General features: G+C 73.4%; 18 protein-coding genes. 5 read left to right on the forward strand and 13 right to left on the reverse strand.

Going from position 1 to position 25,044, the window contains the following annotated elements:
- The first annotated feature begins 20 nt into the window (after positions 1–20).
- Positions 21–2,096: a restriction endonuclease gene (locus AC2RP6_RS12205; protein ID WP_486446257.1), complete on the forward strand. Its 2,076-nt coding sequence runs from the start codon at positions 21–23 to the stop codon at positions 2,094–2,096.
- Here AC2RP6_RS12205 and AC2RP6_RS12210 read toward each other — a convergent pair.
- A complete protein-coding gene (locus tag AC2RP6_RS12210; protein WP_486446258.1) occupies positions 2,042–3,199 on the reverse strand; it encodes a CobW family GTP-binding protein in 1,158 nt (385 codons plus the stop codon). The genes AC2RP6_RS12205 and AC2RP6_RS12210 overlap by 55 nt on opposite strands.
- Positions 3,200–3,223: 24 nt before the next feature.
- Complete coding sequence (locus AC2RP6_RS12215) at positions 3,224–4,411, reverse strand: citrate synthase (protein ID WP_486446259.1); 1,188 nt, start codon at positions 4,409–4,411, stop codon at positions 3,224–3,226.
- Positions 4,412–4,476: 65 nt separating this feature from the next.
- Between AC2RP6_RS12215 and AC2RP6_RS12220 the strand changes: the two genes are divergently transcribed.
- From AC2RP6_RS12220 to AC2RP6_RS12230, 3 genes are all read left to right on the forward strand, one after another.
- On the forward strand, positions 4,477–5,712 hold the full coding sequence (locus tag AC2RP6_RS12220; protein ID WP_486446260.1) for a citrate synthase: 1,236 nt from the start codon (positions 4,477–4,479) through the stop codon (positions 5,710–5,712).
- Positions 5,713–5,827: 115 nt separating this feature from the next.
- Complete coding sequence (locus AC2RP6_RS12225) at positions 5,828–7,429, forward strand: ATP-binding protein (protein ID WP_486446261.1); 1,602 nt, start codon at positions 5,828–5,830, stop codon at positions 7,427–7,429.
- Positions 7,426–8,127, forward strand: a complete 702-nt coding sequence (locus AC2RP6_RS12230; RefSeq protein ID WP_486446262.1) for a DUF7342 family protein — start codon at positions 7,426–7,428, stop codon at positions 8,125–8,127. The genes AC2RP6_RS12225 and AC2RP6_RS12230 overlap by 4 nt, the downstream gene beginning before the upstream one ends.
- Before the next feature lie 9 nt (positions 8,128–8,136).
- Here the strand turns inward: AC2RP6_RS12230 and AC2RP6_RS12235 are convergent, their stop codons facing one another.
- The 3 genes from AC2RP6_RS12235 to AC2RP6_RS12245 all read right to left on the reverse strand — a co-directional run bounded on the left by AC2RP6_RS12235 (position 8,137) and on the right by AC2RP6_RS12245 (position 12,508).
- Positions 8,137–9,729 carry a solute symporter family protein gene (locus tag AC2RP6_RS12235; RefSeq protein ID WP_486446263.1) on the reverse strand — a complete coding sequence of 531 codons (1,593 nt, stop codon included), beginning with the start codon at positions 9,727–9,729 and terminating at the stop codon, positions 8,137–8,139.
- Positions 9,726–10,211: a DUF485 domain-containing protein gene (locus AC2RP6_RS12240; RefSeq protein ID WP_486446264.1), complete on the reverse strand. Its 486-nt coding sequence runs from the start codon at positions 10,209–10,211 to the stop codon at positions 9,726–9,728. The genes AC2RP6_RS12235 and AC2RP6_RS12240 overlap by 4 nt, the downstream gene beginning before the upstream one ends.
- 176 nt (positions 10,212–10,387) lie before the next feature.
- Positions 10,388–12,508 carry a DNA gyrase/topoisomerase IV subunit B gene (locus tag AC2RP6_RS12245; protein ID WP_486446265.1) on the reverse strand — a complete coding sequence of 707 codons (2,121 nt, stop codon included), beginning with the start codon at positions 12,506–12,508 and terminating at the stop codon, positions 10,388–10,390.
- 447 nt (positions 12,509–12,955) lie between these two features.
- On the opposite strand from AC2RP6_RS12245, the gene AC2RP6_RS12250 reads away from it, so the two are divergent.
- Complete coding sequence (locus AC2RP6_RS12250; protein WP_030028922.1) at positions 12,956–13,189, forward strand: DUF7455 domain-containing protein; 234 nt, start codon at positions 12,956–12,958, stop codon at positions 13,187–13,189.
- A 106-nt stretch (positions 13,190–13,295) separates the two neighbouring features.
- Here AC2RP6_RS12250 and AC2RP6_RS12255 read toward each other — a convergent pair whose 3' ends face one another.
- The 8 genes from AC2RP6_RS12255 to AC2RP6_RS12290 form a co-directional block, all read right to left on the reverse strand.
- Positions 13,296–14,222: a serine protease gene (locus AC2RP6_RS12255; RefSeq protein ID WP_486446266.1), complete on the reverse strand. Its 927-nt coding sequence runs from the start codon at positions 14,220–14,222 to the stop codon at positions 13,296–13,298.
- A gap of 145 nt (positions 14,223–14,367) precedes the next feature.
- A complete protein-coding gene (locus tag AC2RP6_RS12260; protein ID WP_486446267.1) occupies positions 14,368–15,951 on the reverse strand; it encodes an RNA polymerase sigma factor in 1,584 nt (527 codons plus the stop codon).
- A 398-nt stretch (positions 15,952–16,349) separates the two neighbouring features.
- A complete protein-coding gene (locus AC2RP6_RS12265) occupies positions 16,350–17,291 on the reverse strand; it encodes a FadR/GntR family transcriptional regulator (protein WP_125540414.1) in 942 nt (313 codons plus the stop codon).
- A 137-nt stretch (positions 17,292–17,428) separates the two neighbouring features.
- The gene (locus tag AC2RP6_RS12270; RefSeq protein WP_486446268.1) at positions 17,429–19,198 is read right to left on the reverse strand and encodes an ATP-binding cassette domain-containing protein; all 1,770 of its coding nucleotides are present in this window, start codon (positions 19,196–19,198) and stop codon (positions 17,429–17,431) included.
- Between the two features lie 167 nt (positions 19,199–19,365).
- Positions 19,366–20,112, reverse strand: a complete 747-nt coding sequence (locus AC2RP6_RS12275) for an NUDIX hydrolase (protein WP_486446269.1) — start codon at positions 20,110–20,112, stop codon at positions 19,366–19,368.
- Positions 20,113–20,292: 180 nt separating this feature from the next.
- Positions 20,293–22,281: a glycogen debranching N-terminal domain-containing protein gene (locus tag AC2RP6_RS12280; RefSeq protein ID WP_486446270.1), complete on the reverse strand. Its 1,989-nt coding sequence runs from the start codon at positions 22,279–22,281 to the stop codon at positions 20,293–20,295.
- 209 nt (positions 22,282–22,490) lie between these two features.
- Entirely contained in the window at positions 22,491–23,756 is a 1,266-nt protein-coding gene (locus AC2RP6_RS12285; protein WP_486446271.1) for a DUF4192 domain-containing protein, read from the reverse strand.
- 108 nt (positions 23,757–23,864) lie between these two features.
- Positions 23,865–24,845 (reverse strand): NHL repeat-containing protein, encoded by a 981-nt coding sequence (locus AC2RP6_RS12290; protein ID WP_486446272.1) that lies wholly within the window; start codon positions 24,843–24,845, stop codon positions 23,865–23,867.
- Between the last annotated feature and the right edge of the window lie 199 nt (positions 24,846–25,044).

The following is a 25,044-nucleotide window of genomic DNA, read 5'->3' on the forward strand; positions in this document are numbered from 1 at the left end:
GTGGGGGGAGAACGCAGCTGATGAGCCGTCGAGCGGGCAGCGGACTGATCGGGAACTGGGCCGAGGCGCAGCGTCGCCAGCAGCAGACACAACTGGTCCAGCAGCGGGAGGCCGAACGCCGCCGGCGCGCCCACGACCGGGACGCCAACCGCAGCCACCGGCAGTACCGCGAGGCCGAGGCGCTGCGGCGCACCGCTCAGATCGATGCCGAGGTCGAGGTCCTCAAGGGGCTGCTGGTGGCGGGATGCCGGGCACCGGCGTTCCGGATGTCCGCCCTGGCCCGGGCCGATCAGCTGCAGCCCTTCGACCCCGGGGCCCTGGCCCACCCCGTGCCGATGCCGCGCATCGAGGACTTCCAGCGGCAGAGCAGCGGTTGGACGCTCGGTTCGAACCACCGGGCCCAGGCCGAGCGCGAGGCGCACGCCCGGTACACGCAGGCCTGGCAGGCCGCCAACGCGGCGGAGGCACAGCGCCGGCAGCAGTTGGCCGCCTACCGCCAGCAGTACGACCGGTGGGCGGCGGAGCAGCTCGCCGGGCTCCAGGCGCACAACGGCGGACTCGCCGAGCTGGCCGACGGCCTGCGCGCGGGTGACGCCGAGGCGGTGGTGGAGTACTTCTCGGCCGCCCTGTACGCCTCGACGGCGTGGCCGGAGGCGCTGCCGCGGCAGGTCGCGGCCGCCTACGACCCGGCGGCGCGCCAGCTCGTGCTGGACTGGGAGCTGCCCGGCTACGCGGTGGTCCCGGAGGCCCGTGCGATCCAGTACCTGCCGAGCACGGATCAGGACAAGGTGAAACCGCGCCCCGTCACGGAACGCCGGGGGCTGTACCGGGACCTGCTGGCCCAGTGCGTCCTGCTGGTGGTGCGGGAGCTGTACGCGGCGGACGAGTTCGGGGTGCTGCAGTCGGTCGTGGTCAACGGGTTCGTGGACTGCCACGACCCGGTGACGGGGCAGGAGGCGCGGTTCGTCCTGGCGACGGTCCCGGCCGCGCGGGAGGCCTTCGCCGGGTTGCGGCTGGAGCAGGTCAGCGCGGTGGACTGCCTGGTCGCGGGGCTGGGAGGGCTGCTGTCGGCGCGCCCCGACCAGCTGACCGAGGTACGCCCCGGTCGGCGGCCCGACGAGGTCGGCGGCGGTGTGGTCAGCCATGGCGGGCACGGGAGTGACGCGGAGGGGGACGAGCCCGACCTGTTCGTCATGGACCCCATCGACTTCGAGAACCTGGTCGCCGAGCTGTTCCGGGCGATGGGCATGGAGGCGGTGACCACGCAGCGGTCGGGCGACGGCGGAGTCGACGTGGAGGCGCTGGACCCGACCCCGATCCGGGGCGGGCGGATCGTGGTGCAGGTCAAGCGCTACCGGAACACGGTGCCGCCGACGGCCGTGCGTGATCTGTACGGCACGGTCCAGGACAAGGGGGCGAACAAGGGGGTGCTGGTCACCACCGCGTCCTTCGGGCCCGGGTCGTACACCTTCGCCAACGGCAAGCCGCTGGAGTTGGTTCCCGGGGCGGACCTGGTCGAGCTGCTCCACCAGTACGGGCTCCGCGGCCGGCTCGGCGGCGGAGCCGCGGCTCCGGCCCGGCCGGCGGCCCCGGCGGAGCCGACTCCCCCGGGTGACCACAACGTGCTGGGCATGTCCTGGTCGGGCGCGGTCGCCCTGGACGTGTGCGCCCTCGTCTGCACGGGCAACCGGGTGCTGAGCGAGGAGCACTTCGTCTTCTTCAACAACACGCGGACGCCGGACGGTTCGGTGCGGTCCCGCGCCCACGCGGCGCCCGACAAGGCGGCCGTGGAAGTCTCCTTCGACGCCCTGCCCGCTGCCGCCGACCGGCTGGTCCTCGTGGCCGCCGTCGATCCCGAGGTGGATCCGCACGCGGATCTCGCGGGCTTCACCGACGCCCGCATCCGGCTGCTGTCCGCCGGCGGCGAGGAACTCGGCCGACTGGACGTCTCGGACGGTCGGCCCGGTGAGACCGCCCTGGTCCTGGGCTCGTTCCGGCGCCGCGCCAACGGCGACTGGGACTTCGTGATCGGCGGCAAGGGCTACCGCGACGGCCTGGCGGCCCTGCTCGGCGAGTACGGCGTGGAGGTCGTCTGAGGGGGTGGGGCGATCCCTTCCGCGGGGAGCGCGGCGTCGGCGTCCGCCTCGGGATCGGGCGCGGGCCGGGGCCGGTCGACGTAGCGCAGGACGCCCCACATGCTGTCGGGGTTCGCGTCCTGCGGGGCCTCTTCCCGGCAGGCCTCCAGCTCGCTCACCAGCGCCGCGCCGTCGGTGCCGGAGCCGATCAGGACCAGTTGCGTCAGCCGCGCTTCGCCCCGGCCCCAGGGCTGCGGGGTGAAACGGAGGAAACGGCCGACCGCCTGGACCTCGTAGCGCTCCTCGTGGCCGGGGACCCCGAACCACACGAAGCCCTTGATCCGGTAGAGCCCGGCCGGGCGCCGGTCGAGGAAGTCCATGAACCGGCGCGGGGAGAGGGCCTGCCCGGTGCTGAACTCCGTGCTCTCGTACGCGGCGTGTGCGTGGGCGCTGTGGTCGTGGCCGGGTTCTTCCGCGAGCAGGTCCTCGAAGGAGAGCTGTCCCCGGGTCTCGGTCCAGGGGCGGCGGTCGAAGAGCAGCTCGGGGTCGATGCGACCGTGGTCGACGGCCACGACCGGGGTGCCGGGCGCGCAGAGCGCGGCGAGTTCGGTCTCGATCCTGCTCCGCTCGCGCGCGTCGACCCGGTCGGTCTTGTTGAGCACCACCAGGTCCGCGACGGCCAGGTGGCGGTCGGTCTCCGGATGCCGGGCGCGGGTGGCGTCGAACTCCGCCGCGTCCACGACCTCCACCATGCCGCCGTACCGGACGGCCGGGTTCTCGCTGGCCATCAGCATGCGGATCATCTCCTGGGGTTCGGCCAGGCCACTCGCCTCGATGACGATCACGTCGATCCGGTGGGCGGGCGCGGAAAGCTTCTCCAGGTACGCGTCCAGTTCGCTGCCGTCGACCGCGCAGCACAGGCAGCCGCCGCCGAGGGAGACCATCGAGTCCCCGACCTGGCCGGCCGCCGACATCGCGTCGACCTCGATCGAGCCGAAGTCGTTGACGACGACCCCGATACGGGTGCCCCCGCGGGCGGCGAGGAGGTGGTTCAGCACGGTGGTCTTCCCGGATCCGAGGAATCCGGCGAGGACGACGACGGGGATGGGCTGCCTGCTGTTCATCCGGTCGATCGTATCCAGACCCGGTCAGTCGAGGAGCGGCACCGGCTGCGGCGGGGTGGGGCCCGTGTACCGGGCGGCCGGCCGGATGATCTTCGAATCGGTGGCCTGCTCCAGGATGTTCGCGCTCCAGCCGACCACGCGTGCCGCGCAGAAGGTCGGGGTGAACATCTCGCGCGGCAGTCCGCACAGCTCCATGACCACGCCCGCGTAGAACTCCACGTTGGTGTGCAGTTCCCGGCCCGGCTTGAGCTCGGCGAGGATCTCCTCCACCTGGCGCTCGACCTCGACGGCGAAGTCCACGAGGGGGCCGCCGAAGCCGAGGGCGATGTCGCGCAGCATGCGTGAGCGGGGGTCCTCGGTGCGGTAGACGGGGTGCCCGAAGCCCATGATCCGGTCCCCGGCGAGGACCCGTTCGCGGATCCACGGCCCGATCCGGTCCACGGTGCCGATCGCGTCGAGGGTGTCCAGGGCGCGGCTGGGGGCGCCGCCGTGCAGCGGGCCGGAGAGGGCTCCGACGGCCCCGGTCAGGCAGGCGGCGACATCGGCGCCGGTGGAGGCGATCACCCGGGCGGTGAACGTCGAGGCGTTGAAGCCGTGGTCGACGGTGGATATCAGGTACCGCTCGACCGCGCGGGCGCGGGCCGGGTCGGGCTCCTCGCCGGTGAGCATGTAGAGGTAGTTGGCGGCGTACGGGAGGTCCGCGCGCGGCTCGACCGGCTCCAGGCCCCGGCCCAGCCGGTGCAGGGCGGTGAGCAGGGTCGGCACGGCGGCGCAGGCGGCCAGCGCGTCGGCGGCCCGCCGCTCGGGGGTCAGGTCGTACACCGGCCGGAAGCCGGCGGAGGCCCCGAGCAGCGAGAGCGCGGTGCGCAGCCCGGCGAGCGGCCCGGAGAGCCGGGTGGCGCGGGCGAGGTCCGGCAGGACGGCCCGCACCTCCTCGGGGAGCCCGCGCAACGCGGCTGTCTCGGCGGCGAAGGCGGCCCGCTCGGCGGCGTCCGCGGGGAGCCTGCCGCGGAACATCAGGTGCCATACGTCCTCGAAGCCGCGGGTGGCGGCGAGCTCCACGGCCGAGTACTGCCGGTAGTGGTAGAAGCCCTCGCGGCCCCGGACGTCGCCCAGCTCGGTCTCGGTGACCACGACTCCCGCCAGGCCCCGCGTTCCTTCGATGGTGCTGTTGATGGCGCTGTCGATGGTGTTCATGAGACGACCATCCATGATGGATTGAATCCCTGTCAATATTGATTGAATCAACACAACAAGGCCTCTGTAGGGTGTGCGACATGAGTGACCAGACGGACGGCGGACGCAGGCTCAGCACGCAGGAGGCGGCGCGGGTGCTCGGCGTGAAGCCGGCGACCGTGTACGCGTACGTCAGCCGGGGCCAGCTCGCCAGCCGCCGCGATCCGGCCGGCCGGGGCAGCAGCTTCGACGCGGCCGAAGTGGAGGCTCTGGCCCGGCGCAGCCGGCGCGAGGCGGCGGCGCCCGCCGCCGGGGAGCTCGCCGTGCGCACAAAGCTCACCCTCATCGAGTCCGACCGGTACTACTTCCGCGGCGTCGACGCCGTGGCCCTGGCCTCGCGGTACCGCTACGAGGAGGTCGCCGAATGGCTCTGGACCGGGACCCTCACCCCCGGAGCCCGGTTCACCGCTCCCCCGGAAGCGCTGGAGGCGGCCCGCCGGGCCGTCGAGGCACTGCCCGCGCACAGCGGCCCCGTGGACCGGCTCCGGGTGGCGGTCGCGGCGGCGGCGGTGGCGGACCCGCTGCGCTTCGACCTGTCGGAGGAGGCGGTCCTGGGCTCCGCGCGCTGCCTGATCCCGACGCTGGTGGGCGCCCTGCCCGCGGTGGGCGACGAGCGGGGCGGCGACGGCCGCGTCGCCCGTCGGCTGTGGTCCCGGCTGACGGCGCAGGCGCCCGCACCGGACGCGCTCGCCGTACTGGACCTGGCGCTGGCCCTGCTGGTCGACCACGACCTGGCCGCCTCCACCCTGGCCGTACGGGTGGCGGCGTCGGCGCGCGCCCATCCGTACGCGGCGGTCTCGGCCGGCCTCGGCGCCCTGGAGGGACCGCTGCACGGCGCGGCCGGGCGGCTCGCCCACCGCATGCTGGTGGACGTACTGGAACAGGGCGGAGCCGCCCCGGTGGTCGCCGAGTACCTGCGGGCGGGGCGCCGGGTCCCGGGCCTGGGCCACCGCCTCTACCCGGGCGAGGACCCGCGGGCGGGTGCGTTGTTCGCCCGGCTGGAAGAGCTGGAACAAGCCGGTCCCGCCCTGACCGCGGCCCGCGACGTGGCGGCCGTCATGGCCCGTCAGGGCGGTCTGCGCGCGAACGTCGACCTGGCCCTGGCAGTCCTGACGGTCTCGTGCAGCATGCCCGCAGAGGCCGGCGAGACCGTCTTCGCGGTGGCCCGCACCGCGGGCTGGATCGCCCACGCCCTGGAGGAGTACCAGGAGCGACCGCTGCGCATGCGGCCGAGCGGCCAGTACCACGGCCCGCGCCCGCCGCGGCCGCTGCCGTAGGGCATGTCCGAAGCGCGGCCGGGCACGGCCGGAGTGTCCTGACCGACAAAAGGGGCACAAGCGTTCCACTTCTGCGGGGGCCGACCTACCGTTGCTGTCCATGCGGTTCCCCCACATGAGCGCTCGGCGCCTCGGGCTGCCCAGACGGGCGGTCTCGCAGATCCTGCTGACCCAGCTGGCCATCGCCGCCGGGGTGGTGGTCCTGGCCACGGGCCTGTTCCTGGCACCGCTCGGCGCCCAGCTCGACGACCAGGCCATGCGCCGCGCGCTGGTCATCGCGCAGAGCACCGCGGCCGACCCCGCGATCGCCGCCGGCCTCCTGAACACACCGGCGTCGCCGGACAGTGCGGTGCAAGCCTCGGCCGAGCGGATCCGCCGGGCGACCGGCGCGGAGTACGTCGTCGTCCTGGACCTGAACGGCATCCGCCGCTCGCACCCGGACCCCGAGCGGATCGGGCTGCCCGTCTCCACCGACCCGGGCGACGCCCTGGCCGGCCGCGAGGTCATGGAGATCGACGACGGCACCCTGGGCCGCTCCGCCCGCGGCAAGGTCCCGCTCGTCGCCGCCGACGGCGAGATCGTCGGCGCGGTCTCCGTCGGCATCGCCTACGACAGCGTCCGCGACCGGCTGCTCGGCGCCGTCCCCGGTCTGCTCGCCCACGCGGGCGGGGCCCTGGCCGCGGGCGCCCTCGCCGCCTACCTCCTTTCCCGCAGGATCCAACGCCAGACCCGCGATCTGGCCTTCTCCGACATCGCCGGTCTGCTCGCCGAACGCGAGGCGATGCTGCACTCCATCCGCGAAGGCGTGATCGCGCTCGCCCCCGACGGGCGGGTGCGGCTGGTCAACGACGAGGCCGCCCGCCTGCTGGGCCTCACCCCCGACGCCCCCGGCACCTTCGCCGGACGCCCGCTCGACGACGTCCTCGGCGCCGGCCGCACCGCCGACGTGCTCTCCGGCCGGGTGACGGGCCGGGACCTGCTCACCGTCCAGGGCCCCCGGGTCCTGGTCGCCAACCGCATGCCCACCGCCGACGGCGGCGCCGTCGCCACCCTGCGCGACCGCACCGAACTGGAGCACCTGAGCCGCGAACTCGACTCCACCCGCGGCCTCATCGACGCCCTGCGCGCCCAGGACCACGAGCACGCCAACCGCCTCCACACCCTCCTCGGCCTGCTGGAACTGGGCCTGCACGAGGAGGCGGTGGAATTCGTGACGGAGGTCGTCGGGGTGCACCGCACGACCGCCGAGCAGGTCACCGAGAAGGTCCACGACCCGCTCCTGGCCGCCCTCCTCGTCGGCAAGGCCACCGTCGCCGCCGAGCGCGGGATCCCCCTGCGGCTGGCCGCGGCCACCCTCCTCCCCGACCGCCTGGTCGACCCCGGCGGGCTCGTCACGATCGTCGGCAATCTGGTGGACAACGCCCTGGACGCCGCCGCGGGCGGGGCCGCGCCCCTGGTCGAGGTGGAGCTGCGCGCGGAGGGGCGGACCGCCGTGCTGCGGGTGCGCGACAGCGGCCCCGGGGTGCCCGCCGCGCGCCGGGAGGAGATCTTCACCGAGGGCTGGTCGACCAAGCAGCCCCGGGCCCACCGCGAGCGCGGGCTGGGCCTCGCCCTCGTACGCCGCCTCGCGGAGCGGCAGGGCGGCAGCGCCCGGGCCGGTGAAGCAGCGGACGGAGGGGCGGAATTCTCCGTCGTACTCCCGGAGGCCCTGCGATGAACGAGACCCCGATCCACGTATTGGTCGTCGACGACGACATGCGTGTTGCCCGGATCAACGCGGCGTACGTCGCGAAGGTTCCCGGTTTCCGGGTGACGGCGCAGGCCCATTCGGCGGCCGAGGCCCTGGACTTCCTCTCCGCCCACCCGGTGGACCTGGTCCTCCTCGACCACTACCTTCCCGACGAGAACGGCCTCGACCTGGTCCGCCGCCTGCGCCAGCGGGGTCACGGCACCGATGTGATCATGGTCACCGCCGCCCGTGACCTGGCCACCGTGCAGGCCGCCATGCGCCTCGGCGCCCTCCAGTACCTCGTCAAGCCCTTCACCTTCGCCGGACTGCGCACCCGCCTGGAGGCGTACGGTTCGCTGCGCCGCGCCCTGGACACGGGCGGCGAGGCCGAACAGGCCGAGGTGGACCGGATCTTCGGCGCCCTGGCCGGCGCGGGCTCCGTGAACGAGCTCCCCAAGGGCCACTCCCCCACCACGGCGGAACTGGTCCGGCAGGTCCTGCGCACGGCCGGGGGCCCGCTGTCCACCCAGCAGATCGCCGACCGCGCGGGCATCAGCCGCCAGACCGCCCAGCGCTACCTGAAGCTCCTCGACCGCAACGGCCGCGTCACCCTGGCGCTGCGCTACGGCGAGACCGGCCGCCCGGAGCACCGCTACACCTGGCTCCCCTCGGACGGACCGGCCTGACGCCCGCGCTCAGACCGCTCCGGCACCCGTCAGCGCGCGGACCTCGGTCTCCGCGTGCTTCGCCTCGTCGGGCTCCTCGCCCGAGGTGACCGTGCCCAGCCAGCCGGCCAGGAAGCCCAGCGGGATCGAGACGATCCCCGGGTTCTGGAGCGGGAAGAGCTGGAAGTCCACGCCCGGGAACAGCGACTCCGGGCTGCCCGACACCACGGGCGAGACCAGCACGAGGAGCACCGCCGGGACCAGGCCCCCGTAGACCGACCAGACGGCGCCGCGCGTGGTGAATCCGCGCCAGAACAGCGAGTACAGCAGCACCGGGAGGTTCGCGGACGCGGCCACCGCGAAGGCCAGCCCCACCAGGAACGCCACGTTGAGGTCCTGGGCGAGCAGCCCGAGGGCGATGGCCACCGCCCCGATGCCCACGGCCGCGCCCCGGGCCACCGAAACCTCGCTGCGCTGCCTGGCCCGCCTGCGCTTGAGCGAGGCGTACAGGTCGTGTGCGACGGAGGCGGACGAGGCCAGGGTGATGCCCGCCACCACGGCCAGGATGGTGGCGAAGGCGATGGCGGCGACGAAGGCGAACAGCACGGCGCCACCGGTCGTTTCGGCGCCCCCGCCGAGGAAGGCCGCGAGCAGCGGAACGGCCGTGTTCCCCGAAGCGTTGGAGGCACGCACCTCGTCCGGCCCGACCAGGGCCGCCGCCCCGAAGCCGAGCACGATGGTCATCAGGTAGAAGCCGCCGATCAGCGCGATCGCCCAGACCACCGAGCGGCGCGCCGCCCGGGCGGTGGGCACGGTGTAGAAGCGCGACAGGATGTGCGGCAGCCCGGCGGTTCCCAGGACCAGGGCGAGGCCGAGGCTCATGAAGTCGAAACGGGCCGTCCAGTCGCCGCCGTACTTGAGGCCGGGAGCGAGGAAGTCGAGTCCGTACCCGCTGCGGTCGGCCGCGGTGGTGAGCAGCCGGTCGAAGTCGCCGTGGAAGCGCAGCAGTACGAGCACCGTCAGGGTGATCGCGCCGCCCATCAGCAGCACGGCCTTCACGATCTGGATCCAGGTGGTGGCGCGCATGCCGCCGAAGGACACGTAGACGACCATCAGGGCGCCGACCCCGATCACGGTGAGGGTGCGGGCCGCGGCGCTCGAGTTCCCGAGCAGCAGCCCCACGAGGCTGCCCGCTCCGACCATCTGCGCGACGAGGTAGAGCACGGAGACGACGACCGAGGAGATGCCGGCGGCGATCCGCACCGGGCGCTCGCTCATCCGGGCGGCGACCACGTCGGCGAGGGTGAAGCGCCCGCAGTTGCGCACCAGTTCGGCGACGAGGAAGAGCACCACGAGCCAGGCGACGAGGAATCCGACCGAGTAGAGCAGGCCGTCGTAGCCGAAGAGGGCGATCAGGCCGGAGATGCCGAGGAACGAGGCCGCGGACATGTAGTCGCCCGCGATGGCGAAACCGTTCTCCATCGGTGAGAAGAGCCGGCCGCCGGCGTAGAACTCCTCGGCCGACCCGTGCCGGTTGCGACTGACCCAGGTGGTGATGCCCAGGGTCACCGCGATGAACAGGCTGAACAGCAGCAGCGCGAGGGTCTGGTGCTCGCTCGTCACCGGCCCGCCCTCCTCGCCCGGGTCCGCTCCTGGCCGCGTTCCTGCTCGAAGACGGTCCAGCGCAGGTCGAGCGCCGCCCGGTCCCGGCGCAGGCGGGCGTGCCGGGCGTAGGCCCAGGTGAGCAGGAAGGTGCTGAGGAACTGGCCGAGCCCCGCCAGCATGGCCACGTTGACCGCACCCAGGACGGGGCGGCCCATCAGGCCCGGCGCGGCCGTCGCGGCGACGACGTAGGCGACGTACCAGAGGAAGAACCCGGCGGTCGCGGGGACGACGAACCGGCGATAGCGGCTCCGGACCTCCTGGAAGGCGGCGCTGCGCTGCACTTCCAGGTAGATGTCGGACGCGCCGGGCGCCGGGCCGACGACCGGGACCGGCCGCGGCGGCGCCGGCTCCTCGCCCTCGCCCCAGCCGACGGCCAGCGCGTCGTACCAGGGGTCGTCCAGCCGGATCGTTCCGGCATCACGCCCTTCGTGCTTGTCCACCGAACTCTCCTTGTCCGCTGCCGCATTGGCCGCGTGCCCACAAGGATGTGCGGAATGGACGGTTTCCGGACTGGTGTACCGGTGCTCTTCACTCCAACAGGTGATGGAGCGAAGGGCACCGGTGTGCCGTGGCGCCCGCCCTCGTCGGGTGCCGCCGGCCTCCGGTGCCCTCCTGCTCAGGCGTCGATGCGGGAGCGGTCCAGGGTCGCCGCGGAGCTCGTGATGAACTCCTTGCGCGGGGCCACCTCGTTGCCCATGAGCAGGTCGAAGACCTGCTCGGCGGAGTCGAGGTCGCCGATGTTGATCCGGCGCAGGGTGCGGAAGCGGGGGTCCATGGTGGTCTCCGCCAGCTGGTCCGCGTCCATCTCGCCGAGGCCCTTGTAGCGCTGGATCGAGTCCTTGTACCGGATGTTCTTGCGCTGGTACTCCAGCAGGGTCTGGCGCAGCTCGTTGTCCGAGTACGTGTAGACGTACTTGTCCTGGCCCCGCTTCGGCTGCACCAGCTCGATCCGGTGCAGCGGCGGTACGGCCGCGAAGACCCGGCCGGCCTCGACCATCGGGCGCATGTAGCGCTGGAAGAGCGTGAGCAGCAGGCAGCGGATGTGCGCGCCGTCCACATCGGCGTCGACGAGCAGCACGATCTTGCCGTAGCGGGCGGCGTCGATGTCGAAGGTCCGGCCCGAGCCGGCTCCTATGACCTGGATGATCGCGCCGCACTCGGCGTTCTTGAGCATGTCCGAGACCGAGGACTTCTGGACGTTGAGGATCTTGCCGCGGATGGGCAGGAGCGCCTGGAATTCGGAGTTCCGTGCGAGCTTGGCGGTGCCGAGGGCGGAGTCGCCCTCGACGATGAAGAGCTCGCTGCGGTCCACGTCGTCGCTGCGGCAGTCGGCCAGCTTGGCGGGGAGCGAGGAGGTCTCCAGCGCGGTCTTGCGGCGCTGCGCCTCCTTGTGCTGGCGGGCCGCGATCCGGGTCCGGGCGGCCGCGACGATCTTCTCCATCACGGCGCGGGCCTGCTGCTTGTCGTCGCGCTTCGTGGAGGTCAGGAAGGCCTTGAGTTCCTTGGCGACCACGGCTGCGACGATCCGGGTGGCGGCGGAGGTGCCGAGCACCTCCTTCGTCTGACCCTCGAACTGGGGTTCGGCCAGCCGGACGGTCACGACGGCCGTCATGCCCTCCAGGGCATCGTCCTTGACCACGTCGTCCTCGGCGACGCGCAGCAGCTTGGCCGAGCGCAGCACCTCGTTGACGGTCTTGGTCACCGAGCGTTCGAAACCGGTGACGTGGGTGCCGCCCTTGGGGGTGGCGATGATGTTCACGAAGGACTTGATGCTGGTCTCGTAGCCCGTGCCCCAGCGCAGGGCGATGTCCACGCCGAGCTCGCGGGTGACCTCGGTGGGGGTCATGTGGCCGCGGTCGTCGAGGACCGGGACGGTCTCCTTGAAGGTGCCCGATCCGCTCAGCCGCAGCACGTCGCAGGCGGCCTTGTCCTGGGCGAGGTACTCGCAGAACTCGCTGATGCCGCCGTCGTAGCGGAAGGTCTCCTCGGTCTTGCCGGCGCCGTCTATGGCCCGCTCGTCGCGGACGACCAGGGTCAGACCGGGGACGAGGAAGGCCGTCTGCCGGGCACGCTGGTAGAGCGTCTCCAGGCTGAGACGGGCGTCCTTGAGGAAGATCTGGCGGTCGGCCCAGTACCGGATCCTGGTACCGGTCCTGCCCTTGGCGATGCGCTTGACCTTGCGCAGGCCGTTCGCCGGGTCGAAGGGGCTCTCGGGGCCCTGCTCGGTGAACATGCCGGGGACGCCGCGGCGGAAGCTGATGGCGTGCGTGGAGCTGCCCCGGTCGACCTCGACGTCCAGGCGGGCGGAGAGGGCGTTGACCACGGAGGCGCCGACGCCGTGCAGGCCGCCGGAGGCCGCGTACGAGCCGCCGCCGAACTTGCCGCCCGCGTGCAGCTTGGTCATGACGACCTCGACCCCGGACAGGCCGGTCTTGGGCTCGACGTCCACCGGGATGCCGCGCCCGTTGTCCCTGACCTCGACCGAGGAGTCCTCGTGGAGGATGACCTCGATGTGGTCGCAGTAGCCGCCGAGGGCCTCGTCGACGGAATTGTCGATGATCTCCCACAGGCAGTGCATGAGGCCCCGGCTGTCGGTGGAGCCGATATACATGCCGGGTCGCTTGCGGACGGCCTCCAGCCCCTCGAGGACGAGCAGGTGCCGCGCGGTGTAGTTGGAACCGTCCCGGTCTGCTCCGGACAGCAGCGCGCTGGAAGGCACGGACGTGTCGGCGGTCACGCAGTTCGCTCCTCGCTGAATTTCTTTTCTGGCCCGGTCGGGCGCAGGGGTGGCTCGGGTGCCCGTCGAAGGGTACCGAGGCCAGGTAGAGCCGATGCAACGCCACCCTCGCGCTTTCCTCAGCCTAGTGCAGATCCGTACGGATGTTCGATCCCCCGGGCGGGTGAAGGAAACATCACGTTCCCTTCCGCGCATGAACCATTTAGGGTTCGGGCACGTCCTCATGAACAACCTGGCACTCACGCCGGGGAGGATGGAACTGCAACAAGCGCACGAGTGACAACGCGAAACCGTAAAGCAACGCAATACGGCTCCTTCGCCGCCAACCGGCAACAGCCGGCCAGCTTCGGAAGGAAGTTTCGAGGAAAAGCCGCGAGCGGGAACGTTTTCGGCCTGGTTGGATGTTGACCCTGGTACGACAGCTCGTCGAGCTAGAGAAGAGGCGACGTGACTACTGTTCTGACACCCGCGACCCCGCTGACGGCCGCTGACCGATGCGACCGTTGCGGCGCCCAGGCATATCTGCGCGTCGTCCTGCTGAGCGGCGGAGAACTGCTCTTCTGCGCCCACCACGGTCGCAAGTTCGAGCCGGAACTCAAGAAGATCGCCGCGGAAATACAGGATGAGACCGAGCGGCTCACGTCCGCTCCGGCTGCCCACGCCGAACCCGAGGACCGCTGACACACCGGCCGAACCTCGCATCCGACGAGCCAGGACCGGCCAGGCCGGTCGACGGGCGGCACCTCTGAGACCCAGAGGTGCCGCCCGTCCTCGTGTCCGCGCCCGGCTACCGCGCCGGACGGCCCTGCACGGCCTCTGCCCGCGCCCCGGAGCTCCCGCGAGGGCTCTGCCCGGCCTTCTGGCCCCCGACCGGCTGAGCGGCCCTCTCCGGAGCCGTCACGAAGCCGGCCAGCGGGGCGACGCGCGTGTAGACGCCGGGGCTGTCGGCGCGTCCGCAGCCCCGTCCCCAGGAGACCAGCCCGATGAGCCGCCCCTGCGCGACCAGCGGCCCCCCGCTGTCGCCCTGGCAGGCGTCCTTGCCGCCCGCGCCGTCTCCCGCACACACCATGGATTCGGCCCGGTACTGTCCGTCCGCGTCCCCCGGGTACGCGCGCCCGCAGACCTCGTCCGCCAGAACCGTCACGCGGGCGGCCCGCAGGGCGTAGGCGTAATCACCGAACCCGCTCGTGTCGCCCCAGCCGTAGACCGCCGCCTCGGTGCCCGCCCGGTACGCGGGGTGCCCGGCCTCCGCCATGGGCAGCACGTGGTGGGCCGGCACGGCTTCCGCCAGCTCCAGCACGGCGAGGTCCCCCGCATTGCTCTGCGGGTCGTAGTCGGGGTTCACGCGCGCCCCGCGGACCGCGATCTCCCGGCCGTCGGCCGCCCGGAGCTCCGTGCGGCCCGCGATCACGCGGAAGTCGGACACGGACTCGACGGGGCCGCCGAGCACCTGCCGCCCCAGGCAGTGGGCAGCGGTGACGACCCGGGTCGGGGCCACGACGACGCCCCCGCAGAACTGTCCGTCCCGCGTACCCCCGAACCGGTCACGGCTGGCCAGGGCCACCACCCAGGGGCTGTCGGCCGCCTTCACCGGCTTCCCGCCGATCACCACACTGTCCGCGACCGCCTGGGGCGTCTGGGCCAGCGGCCCCGCGGCCGCTCCCGCCGCCAGGGTCAGCGCGCCCGCCAGGACACGGGAAAAGGGACGACGCATGGGGCCTCCTGACTCCGAGTGTGCATGACTCCACCCAGAGTGGGATGCCCGGTGGCCGAGCGCACCCGCGCGGCCGCCGCCACATCTGCTGCGACGGGGCGGGCGCCCTCCTCCGCCGCGGCCCCGCCGCGGCCCGCCGGCCGGCTCAGTCCAGGTAGTCGCGCAGCACCTGGGAGCGGGACGGGTGGCGCAGCTTCGACATCGTCTTCGATTCGATCTGGCGGATGCGCTCACGGGTGACCCCGTAGACCTTGCCGATCTCGTCGAGGGTCTTCGGCTGGCCGTCGGTGAGACCGAAGCGCATGGACACCACGCCCGCCTCGCGCTCACTGAGGGTGTCCAGCACCGAGTGCAGCTGCTCCTGCAGGAGCGTGAAGCTCACGGCGTCCGCCGGGACGACCGCCTCGGAGTCCTCGATGAGGTCGCCGAACTCGCTGTCGCCGTCCTCGCCCAGCGGGGTGTGCAGGGAGATCGGCTCGCGGCCGTACTTCTGGACCTCGATGACCTTCTCGGGGGTCATGTCGAGTTCCTTGGCCAGCTCCTCCGGGGTGGGCTCGCGGCCCAGGTCCTGGAGCATCTGGCGCTGCACGCGGGCGAGCTTGTTGATGACCTCGACCATGTGTACGGGGATGCGGATGGTGCGGGCCTGGTCGGCCATGGCGCGGGTGATCGCCTGGCGGATCCACCACGTCGCGTAGGTCGAGAACTTGTAGCCCTTGGTGTAGTCGAACTTCTCGACCGCGCGGATGAGGCCCAGGTTGCCCTCCTGGATCAGGTCCAGGAAGAGCATGCCGCGGCCGGTGTAGCGCTTGGCGAGGGAGACCACGAGGCGAAGGTTGGCCTCCAGCAGGTGGTTCTTGGCGCGGCGGCCGTCCTCGGCGATGATCTCCAGCTCGCGCTTGAGCTTGGGCGCCAGCTTGTCGGAGTTCGCCAGCTTGTCCTCGGCGAAGAGGCCCGCCTCGATGCGCTTGGCGAGCTCGACCTCCTGCTCGGCGTTGAGGAGGGGGACCTTGCCGATCTGCTTGAGGTAGTCCTTGACCGGGTCGGCGGTGGCGCCGGCCACCACGACCTGCTGGGCCGGGGCGTCGTCCTCGTCGTCCGAGATGACGAAGCCCTTGTTCTCCCCGCCCTCTTCCTCTTCCTCGCCCTCGGCCTTGACCGCGTCGGGACCCTCGTCCGGGTTCTCCTCGTCGCCGGCCTCGTCGGCGTCCTTCTTGGCCGTGGTCTTCTTCGCCGCGGTCTTCTTCGCGGCCGCCTTCTTGGCGGGCGCGGCCTTCTTCGCGGCCGTCTTCTTCGCGGCCGCCTTCTTGGCCACGGGCTCCGCGGCGGCTTCCTCGACCAGGGCGTCCGGTGCCTGCGGGTCCGCCGCCTCGGCCGCCGGGACCGCGGGGGCGGCGGGCTGCGCCGCCGTCGTCCTGGCCGCGGTCTTCCTGACGGGCTCGGTGGCCGTCCGCTTCGCCGGGCTCTTCGCTGCGACGCTCTTGCGGGTGGTGCGCTTGGGCGACTCCGCGGCACTGACCATCAGCGTCACACCCTCTTCCTCGAGGATCTGGTTGAGGCTGCGCAGAACATTCTTCCACTGGGTCGCAGGAATCTGGTCAGCCTCGAAGGCCCGACGCACGTCATCGCCGGCGATCTGCCCCTCGGCCTTGCCCCGCTCGATGAGCGCCATCACAGACTCGGAATCGGCGATCTCCGGCGGGAGCGTACGGGATGTGCTGGCCGACACGAACAACCTCTCGGAACGATGGGAACGGCTTCCGACCCCGGGCCTGGTGGTGCTGGACCGGAGCCGACGACCACCGACCGGGGATGGGCCGGCGGCGCGGGCAGGGGCCGGGGAGCTGCACAGCACCCCCAAGGGCTGCTGTCTTCCCTCCGTCGGCCATCACCTCTTAAGTCATCGCGCGACCTCGCGGAGCGTTACGCCCAATCTTCGTGGCCCGAATCACACCCCGTATGCGCGAGTGCCGGTCATACGGTCACATCCGCGGTTCCCGGAGCGGACGCGGAAACGGCCCCGCAGGGGTCCCCATGCAGGAGTTCCCCACGCAGGGGTCCCCACGCCGGTGTCGCCGGGCCCGGCCGGGCCCGGCGACGTGTCGTACACCCCCGCGCGCCCGCCCGTCAGTGCTCGCGCGGGGCGGGAACCACGCGCTCGACCTCCGGATGGACCGTCAGGAGCTGGCGCATCGCGTTCTCGGCGCCGGTCGCGTCGCCCGCGGCGAGGGCCTCGACCATGCGCGCGTGGTGCGCGACGCAGGTCTCGCTCGGGCGGTCGCAGGAGGTCATCGGGCTGCCGGAGACCTGGAGGGCGGCGGAGACGATGCCGGAGAGGTGCTCCAGCATGCGGTTGCCGGCGACCTGGATGAGGAGCGCGTGGAACTCGTTGTCGGCGCGGGCGAAGGTGATCGAGTCGCCCTGGCCGAGGGCGTGGCCCATGATCTCGACCATGTCGGCCAGGCGCTGCTGGATGTCCGGCCGGCCGTGGCCGGCGGCGAGGCGGGCGGCGAGCGGCTCGATCGTCCAGCGGAGCTCGCCGAGCTCGCGGCGCTGGTCGTCGCGCTGGGGCCCGAAGGCGCGCCACTCGATGATGTCGGGGTCGAGCAGGTTCCAGTCGGCGACGGGGCGGACCCGGGTGCCGACGTTGGGACGGGCACTGACGAGGCCCTTGGCCTCCAGGACCCGCAGCGATTCGCGGACGACCGTGCGGGAGACCTCGAAGCGCTGGCCGATCTCCTCGGGGACCAGGGGGCGGTCCGCACCGAGGTCGCCGGAGACGATCATCTGACCGAGCTGCTGTACGAGTTGGCCGTGCAGTCCGCGGCCGCGGCTGCCTGCCGCGCGGCGGCCCACGCGGCTCAACTCGACGTCGGCGCCGTCCCAGTGGGGTGCTCCGACGCGGTCGGACCCGGGGGCCTCCGCGTAGGGGTAGCGGTCGAGTTCGCCCGCGCCGGCGAGGCCGGAGTCGGCATGGCGGGCGGCGGTCATCATGGTGTGCGCAAGGGTACTCACGAATCCTTTGTCGGTCGTGCCTCCATGACCCTTGAGGTCTTTGGTGAAAAGCACACGAAAGGGTGATCGGTGCCACCTACGCAATTGACGACTTATCGTAAAGAACCGGGCCTATTGCGGGGAGTTGCGGTCCGCTTGACGCGACTCGGACTGCAACGGTCCCGTCCGTGACCGCTCCGGCACCGGAACGATCACCAACGGACCCTGCTGCGCAGTCCGGTGAACCCATAGGCGCACAACAGGACCATCAGCGACAACACCAGGGCCGTCGCGACGGGTTGGGTCATCACCCGTAGGGCCCCCACGAGCAACCGGTCCGCCTCCGGCGGCCACTGCACCCAGGACAGGCCCCGCAGTCGGGGCCCCAGCCCCGTCACCGGGTACGCGGACGGGCCTTCGAGCGCCTTGCCCACCAGCGGAACCACTCCCACGGGTACGGCGAGCACCGCCGCGAGTCCCGCGGTGGCGGACCGGAAGACACCGGAGGCCAGTACGCCGGCCCAGGCGCAGCCGATCAGCAGGCCGGCCCAACTCGCCGCCGGGGAAAGCCACTCGACGGGGGTGCGCAGGGCCCCGCTGTCGAAGACGAGCGCCAGGGCGGCGGCGTCGGCCGTCACCGCCAGCGCGCCCAGCAGCAGGGCGAGCACGGCGCAGACGCCGAGCTTCGCGGTGAGCAGCCCCAGCCGGCGCGGCACGGTGCCCCGGTCGGCGGCGAGGGCGGGGTAGCGGTACTCCTCGCCGAAGGCCAGGGCACCGAGCAGCCCGGCGCCCAGGGCGGCGGGCGGCAGCGGCAGCACCTCGGGCCAGGCGGCGAGCAGCCGGTTCTGCGGGGTCTGCCCGGCCCGCGCGAGCACGAGGGAGGTGAGCACGGAGACCACGACGACGAGTGCGGTGGTGAGGACGGGGGTGGCGGTGCCGAAGACGCGGAGCAGCTCGTAGCGCAGTGGCCGCAGGGGCCCGCCGACGCGCCGTACGGCCGAGGCAGGCCGCGGGGCGCGGCCGCTGCGGGACGGACCGGCCGGGTCCCCGGCGGCGCTCGCCGCCGGGCCTGCCCCGGCCCGGGCGTGCGGGACCGCGGTCGTCGCGGCGCCGGCATCGCCGGTCTCGTCGGCGAGCTGGTGGACCAGTACGCCGTGACGGAACGCCGCCTCGCCGACCTCGGCGCAGTTGCTGCCGTACACCGACAGGCGACTGCCGCTCTCCTCGACGATCTCCACCGCGCGCTGGGCGGCGCGGGCCTCCCGGCCCAGTACGTCGGCCAGCCGGGCCGCGTGCGGGGTGCGCACGGCGACCCGCGGCCTCAGCCGGGTCCGCGCGAAGTCCGCGGCTTCCTGGTCGGCGACGAGGCGGCCCGCCTCGATGCTGACGACCCGGTCTGCGCTGCGCGCCGCCTCCTTGGCGTCGGCGGTGGTGAAGAGCACCGCGCCCCCGAGGGAGGCGTGGCCGCGCAGCAGTCCGTACAGCCAGCCGCGTTCGCGCGGGGAGAGCCCGGCGGCCGGCTCGTCGAGGAGCAGGGTGCAGGGATCGCCCAGCAGCGCCGAGGCCAGGGCGACCCGTCGCTCCATGCCGAGCGACAGCGAGCCGAGGCGCTGGTCCCGCAACCCTCCGATGCCGACGACCTCGAGCATGGTGTCGGCACGGGAAGCGGGAACCCCGGCGGCGGCGCAGAGCATCCGGAGCTGGTTGCGGACGGTGCGCGCCGGGTTGCCGGGGACGTCGCCGAGCACCACTCCGACCTCACGGCCGGGATGGGGGATCCGGTGCAGCGGGCGGCCGCGGAAGTAGGTGACGCCGCGGCCCGGTTCGAGTTCGAGCATGAGCCGCAGGGCGGTGGTCTTGCCCGATCCCGGCTCGCCGAGCAGGGCGGTCACGTGCCCGGGGCGGGCCTCGAAGGTGAGGTCGTCCACGAGGGGCGGGGCGTTGGTGCGGGGGGTGCTGGTGAGTCCGATGGCCTGGAGCATCGCTTCTCTCGCGGGGGGTGAGACCGCTCTGCGGCAGGGTGAGTACCGCAAGCAAGATAACGCGATATGTCCGATTTTCGGCGCAACCGATCCGATGGAATGCCGATCGTTCCGTCAGGTTCACCCGAGGCGGGGTCAGCCCGGGCCGGGACCCGGTCCCCGCGGAGTCAGACCTCCGGGCGCAGCATCGGCGGGTTGAGCAGGGTCGCCCCGCCCGCACGGAACAGCTGAGCGGGACGGCCGCCCTGACGGGTCGTCGTTCCCCCGGCGGGCACCAGGAACCCGGGGGTTCCGGTGACCTTGCGGTGGAAGTTCCGCGGGTCCAGGGCCACGCCCCACACGGCCTCGTAGACCCGGCGCAGCTCGCCGACGGTGAACTCGGGCGGGCAGAAGGCGGTGGCCAGCGAGGAGTACTCGATCTTCGAGCGGGCCCGTTCCACGCCGTCCGCCAGGATCCGGGCGTGGTCGAAGGCGAGCCCCGCGGCGCCCTCGTCGCCCATGGCCAGCACCTCGTCGACGGGGGCCCAGCGCGCGCTGTTGGCATCGCCTCCGGCCCGGGGCGCGGGCAGGTCCGGAGCCAGCACCAGGTGCGCCACGCTGACGACCCGCATCCGCGGATCGCGCTTCGGATCACCGTAGGTGGCCAGCTGTTCGAGGTGCGCACCGTTGCCCGCACCCGGCATGGACGGGTCGTGGGCGCAGAGACCGGTTTCCTCGGCGAGCTCCCGGGCGGCGGCGGCCGCGAGGTCCTCGTCGCCGCGGACGAATCCGCCGGGCAGCGCCCAGCGCCCCTGGAACGGCTGCTCACCCCGCCGGACGACCAGCGCGCAGAGCGCGTGGCGCCGCACGGTGAGCACGACCAGGTCGACGGTGACTGCGAAGGGCGGATAGGCCGACGGGTCGTAGGGCGACATGCCGCGATCATAGTCGTCTGCCTGACGATAAACAGCGCTTTGGTGACCTTGAAGACGGGGCCCCGGCGGCAGGCGGGGGTTCCCGGCGGTCCTGAACGGCGCCCGCCGGCGCGCACGAGACCGAGTCGGCACAGCACGGTTCGTACGGGGCCGGGGCGGGCGGGACCGTGCCGGAACCCGTCAGACGCCCAGTTGGAGCGCATCCGCCGCCTCCTCCACCATGGCGAGGCCGAGCCGGCTGACGCGGACCGCGAAGGGCTCTCCCGACACCCGGAGCCCCGCGAGGCGGATCGCGCCCAGAGGGGCACCGGGAAGCGGTACGAGGGCGACGGTGCCCGCCGGGGCGTCGGGGCGGATCCCGGCGAGGGCGGTCAGTACGTGGACCCCCGCGGCCGCGGCCACGGCGGCGGGGCGGCAGGCCGCCGGGTGCGGGACGGGGACGCTGCCGGCGGTGCGCTGCTCGGCCGCGAACATCTCCGGCAGCCGGTACCCGAAGGCTTCGGCCGCGTCCAGGAGTCCTCTGAGGAGACCCCCGGCCTCCTTCTCGAAGCCGGCCGAGGCCAGTGCGGACACGGCGACGGCGCTCTCGTACGCCCTGACCGCGCCGGAGCGGTGGCCGTACGGGTTGTGCCCCGGCTCCTTGAGCGCCATGCTCCGCAGCCCCCATCCGCAGTCCATGGCGGGGGCGCCGAAGAGCCGGGCCATCTGCTCGGTGCGGATCCGGTCGAGGAGCCCAGGGGCCAGTCGGCCGCCGCTGACCAGCCCGGTGTCGAGGAGGTGGGCGGCGGCTCCGGTCAGCCGCGGCAGGGGACGCCCGTCGGGGTGCAGGGCCGAGGCCGGCCGGCCGCCGTCGGGGCCGTCGATCCAGAACCCGTCCCTGAACCGTTCGCGCAGCGCGGCCGCCCGCTCGCGCCACTCCTCGGCGCCGGGCCGTCCGCATCCGGCGAGGAGATCGGCGCCCAGAACGGCGGCCCGGTGGGCGTGGGCCTGGGTCTCGCAGCGCCGCGGCCCCGGGTCGGGATCGGCGAGGAACCCGTCCTCGCCGAGGGCTCCCCGCAGCCAGTCGAGGCACCGTTCGGCGGTGGGGAGCAGTCGGGCGACCTCGTCCTGCGGCATGCCCCAGAGGCGGGCTTCGGCGAGCACCGCGGGAAAGGCGAGGGTCGCCTCGGTGCCGGTGCAGGCGGGCGGCAGCTGCGGGCCGGCTCCGCGCAGGGGCCCGGGGATCTTCCCGGAGTCGGCGCCGTGTCCCCCGGTCTGGGTCCGGGCGAGGATGCGCAGCGTGGCGGCGGCCAGTCCGGTCCCCAGCGGCAGCGCCATGCGGGCGGCCCAGAGCGACTCGGCCGGTGCCAGGCCCAGCCGCCAGGGCACCCCGGCCGCCGCGAAGGCGTCACCGGGCTCGTCCGGATCCCGGGAGAGCAGTGCGCGCAGGTCCTCGACGCTGGTGCAGAACCACGCCTCGGCCCTCGGGTCGTCCCCCTCGGCCCGTGCGTCGGCCAGTGGGTTCAGCACGTGGCCGACGGGGGCCCGCACCACCCGGTCCTGCGTCGTGCGCAGCTCGATGGTGCGGGATTCGCCGGGGCCCAGTTCGAGTTGCCAGCGCAGCAGCCCGGCCGAGGCCACGGCGTCGTCCGGGGCCGGCTTCGCCGTGGTGACGGCCCGGGCTTCGCCGGTGCTCCAGCGCAGTCCGGCGGCGTGGACCGCGGCGGGCAGCTCCGGGCGGGCCCCGCCCGCGGCCACGGCCGCCAGTTCCGCGAGGTCGGTGCCGAGCCTCAGCTCCACGGGCAGGCGCACCGGCCGGGCCGTGAAGCTGCGCAGGGTGATCCGCTCGGTGCCGTCCGCGTGCCGGATCCGCTCCACCCCGATGTCCGGGTCGGGGCCGGGCTCGGCCCCGGTGCGCACCGTGGCGGTGAAGGCGGCCCGGTCGGCACCGAGACTGCGGCCCAGGACGGCGACCGGGTCGCGGCCGCCGACGCGCAGCACGCAGCGGGAGAGCAGCCGCCGCCCGGAGCGGTAGATCCCGTCGATCCCCTGCCCGGTCAGCTGGCCGTGTTCGGGCGAGATGACCAGACAGGGCGCGGCGACGCAGATGACGGCGCCGTGCACGGGCGGCAGCTCGGGCCTGCGGGCCGCGGGCACGACGGTCGGGCGGGGAGGTGCGGGGTGGGACATGGGTCGCCTTGTCTGCGCTCCGGTGGCTTCGGCTGGGCGGCGACGCGGCGGGGGCGGCACCACCCCCCAGCTGAACGCCCCCACCCCCGCCCGGGTCACGGGCCCGGACCCCGGCCGGACGCACGGGGCACGAAGCCCGCGCCGTGAGGCCGGGTCGCGGGCGGGTCGGGGCGACCGCGGAGGGCCGCCGCGGTGCGGCCGGCGCCCGTTCACTGCCCGCTCCCCGCGGTGCGGCGGGATGCCCGGCGCGAGGCCGTCCCGCCCCGTCGTCCGGGCGGCCGGGTGGGGGCGGAGGACCGGCTGCGCCTCGGTTCGCGGCGGCGCCGTTCCTCCCTCAGGCACTGGCGCAGGCCTTCGGGGTCGATGCCCTCGTTGCAGGCGTGGTGCAGCAGTTGGGCGAAGCGGTATTCGGCGTCCGCCCGCAGGGCGAGTCCGAGGGCGATCCGGGCGGTCGGCTCGTCGCCGGTGGACCAGGAGACCCAGCCGGCCAGGGTGAGGGGGGCCGCGGCGTGCTCGCCGTAGGCGCCGACGCAGCGGCGGGCCAGTGCCCGCCACAGGCGCAGGGCGGGGGCCGCCTCCTCGCCTTCCATCCACTCCGCCGCGACGTCCCGCACCTCGCGGTCCTGGAGGCCGAGGATGAGGGAGGCGGCCTCGTCGTGGCCGAGCAGCGCGTCGTCCCAGTCGTCGCCCTGGGGGCCGCCGTCGGCGGGCGGCGCCTGGGTCATGCGCCGCATCAGGGTCCGGGCGAGCGTGATGGTGTCGGCGCCGACCTCTTCCCGGGTGGCGCCGTGGAGGATCCTCGGCATCAGTGCGGCGGCGGCTCGGTCGAGGGCCCGCTCCGCCTCGGCGGCCACGGGCCCGCGCAGGGGTGCGAGCCTGCCCTCGATCTCCCGGAGGGGGCCGCGGACCTGGAGCCCGGCGAAGGTGGCGGTCGCGGCCATCACCGAGGTACCGACCGGGGCCAGTGGGCTGCCCTCGGCCGGGCAGCACCGTTCGTCGGGGCAGACGTAGGACCAGAAGCGGCCGGCCGACAGGCACAGGGCTTCGAGCACCGGCACGTCCAGCGCGCCGCAGGCCAGCCGGATCCCCTGGGCGAACGGCCGCAGCCGGGTCATCACATCCCGGCCGCCGTCGCCCTCCCGCGGCTCCTGGCAGAGGTAGACGACGATGCCGTCGGGTTTGGCGCCACGCCGTTCACTGCCCCGGACGAGGCAGTCCGCGACCTGCCGGGCGGTGTCCTCCCATTCGGCCGGTGCGGTCGGGATGCCGACGCGGAGGCGTCCGCCGAAGCGCCCGCCCTCGCCGTGCACGGCGACCATGACGAGCGAGTCGGACGGGTGGAAACCGAGCATGTAGGGCAGCGCGTCGGCCAGTTCGGCCGGGCTGCGCAGGGTGATCTGGGGCTGGTCGGCGGTTCCGGCCGGACTGATGAAGGAGCGGTCGGACGGGCTGCGGGACGCGTCGTTGTTCGTCATGTCACGAAGGTCCCGCGCATGATCCGATCCCGAAAGCCCTGTGGATAACTGTTGACGCCTCAACCATCGCCCGTGCCGGGCACCCTGCGCAACGCCTGCGCGGTGCGGCTAGAGCGGCAGCGAGAGCGCCACCGCGTTGTAGGGGAGGTCGGGCTCGGGGGGCTGCGGGAACCGGGAGTTGGGCAGGTAGAGGCGGTTGCCGTGGACGGCCGCCGCGCAAGGGGTCTCGAAGCGGGCGTCGGTGACCGTGCGAACCAGGCGGGCGTTGTGGCCGGTCGGGTCCAGGCGCAGCACCGCCAGGTCGTTCATGCGGGGCGCGTACAGGGTGCGGCCCTGAACCAGGATGCCGTTGGTCGTGGGGAGCGTGACCCCGCCCAGGTCGGTGCGCCGGGCGGTGCCGGTCACCGGATCGACGCGGAACAAGCTGCCGCCGTGCGCGTGGATGTTGACCACCAGGAGCGCGGAGCCGTCCGGGGTGGCCGCGATGCCCGTGGCGGTGAGCCCGTCCGACGGGCCCTGCGCCCACTCGCCGCCCAGCCGCAGGGCGGTCACCGCGTCGCGCGCCGGCAGCTCCCCGCGCGGGCCGAGCGGCAGACGGAACAGCTGCCCGTTGAAGGAATCCGTGAACCAGGCCGCGCGGGGCGTCAGCACCACGTGGTCGACGAAGGTGTCGGCGTTGCCGACCTCGTACGTCTCGATCACCTTGCCGGTGATCCCGTCCAGGGCGGTGATCAGCCGCCCCCAGCCGCCCGCGACGAAGACCCGCTGCCGCTCGTCCACCTGAAGCCCGACCGCGTAGTGCCCCTCCCCCAGGCCCGGGTTGATGACCTTTCCGCGGCCGGTGAGCAGGCAGGCCCGGTAGACCGCGCCGCCGAGCAGCGAACCGAAGTACGCGTAGGGGGCGGGGCCGATCCCGATGCCGGCCGGGTGGAAACCGTTCGGCAGGTTCAGGACGTCGGGCCGGCCGGCGCGTGCCGCCGACGGGACGGTGCGTTCGGCGGCGGCCGCCGTGCCGCTCCATCCCGCGCCGCCGACCAGCGCCGCGGCGCCCGCCGCCGCGCCGATGCCGAGGAACCGTCGTCGTGCCATGGCCGAGCTGAGCATCGCGCCCCCTGTGGTGTCGTCGTCGTGCGGGAGTGTGGGGCGGGCCGCCTGAGTTCCGCTCGAATCCGGCCAGTGAGCGGCTGGGGACCTCCTGGGCGGCGTTGACAAGATCGCGGAGTGCTCGTTCTAATGAAGGACGTGGCGCGTGGCGCCGGCCAAAGAGAACTGGGCCGGCCGGTGACCG

The sequence above is a fragment of the Streptomyces sp. WAC03905 genome, from assembly GCF_057371075.1.

Excerpts from the sequence above, each read along its gene's own strand:
- AC2RP6_RS12290 (WP_486446272.1), bottom strand. The coding sequence starts at position 24,845 with ATGGCACGACGACGGTTCCTCGGCATCGGCGCGGCGGCGGGCGCCGCG.
- AC2RP6_RS12210 (WP_486446258.1), bottom strand. The coding sequence starts at position 3,199 with ATGAACAGCAGGCAGCCCATCCCCGTCGTCGTCCTCGCCGGATTCCTC.
- AC2RP6_RS12285 (WP_486446271.1), bottom strand. The coding sequence starts at position 23,756 with ATGACGAACAACGACGCGTCCCGCAGCCCGTCCGACCGCTCCTTCATC.
- AC2RP6_RS12275 (WP_486446269.1), bottom strand. The coding sequence starts at position 20,112 with ATGTCGCCCTACGACCCGTCGGCCTATCCGCCCTTCGCAGTCACCGTC.
- AC2RP6_RS12205 (WP_486446257.1), top strand. The coding sequence starts at position 21 with ATGAGCCGTCGAGCGGGCAGCGGACTGATCGGGAACTGGGCCGAGGCG.
- AC2RP6_RS12280 (WP_486446270.1), bottom strand. The coding sequence starts at position 22,281 with ATGTCCCACCCCGCACCTCCCCGCCCGACCGTCGTGCCCGCGGCCCGC.
- AC2RP6_RS12215 (WP_486446259.1), bottom strand. The coding sequence starts at position 4,411 with ATGGATGGTCGTCTCATGAACACCATCGACAGCGCCATCAACAGCACC.
- AC2RP6_RS12220 (WP_486446260.1), top strand. The coding sequence starts at position 4,477 with ATGAGTGACCAGACGGACGGCGGACGCAGGCTCAGCACGCAGGAGGCG.
- AC2RP6_RS12255 (WP_486446266.1), bottom strand. The coding sequence starts at position 14,222 with ATGCGTCGTCCCTTTTCCCGTGTCCTGGCGGGCGCGCTGACCCTGGCG.
- AC2RP6_RS12225 (WP_486446261.1), top strand. The coding sequence starts at position 5,828 with ATGAGCGCTCGGCGCCTCGGGCTGCCCAGACGGGCGGTCTCGCAGATC.
- AC2RP6_RS12270 (WP_486446268.1), bottom strand. The coding sequence starts at position 19,198 with ATGCTCCAGGCCATCGGACTCACCAGCACCCCCCGCACCAACGCCCCG.
- AC2RP6_RS12230 (WP_486446262.1), top strand. The coding sequence starts at position 7,426 with ATGAACGAGACCCCGATCCACGTATTGGTCGTCGACGACGACATGCGT.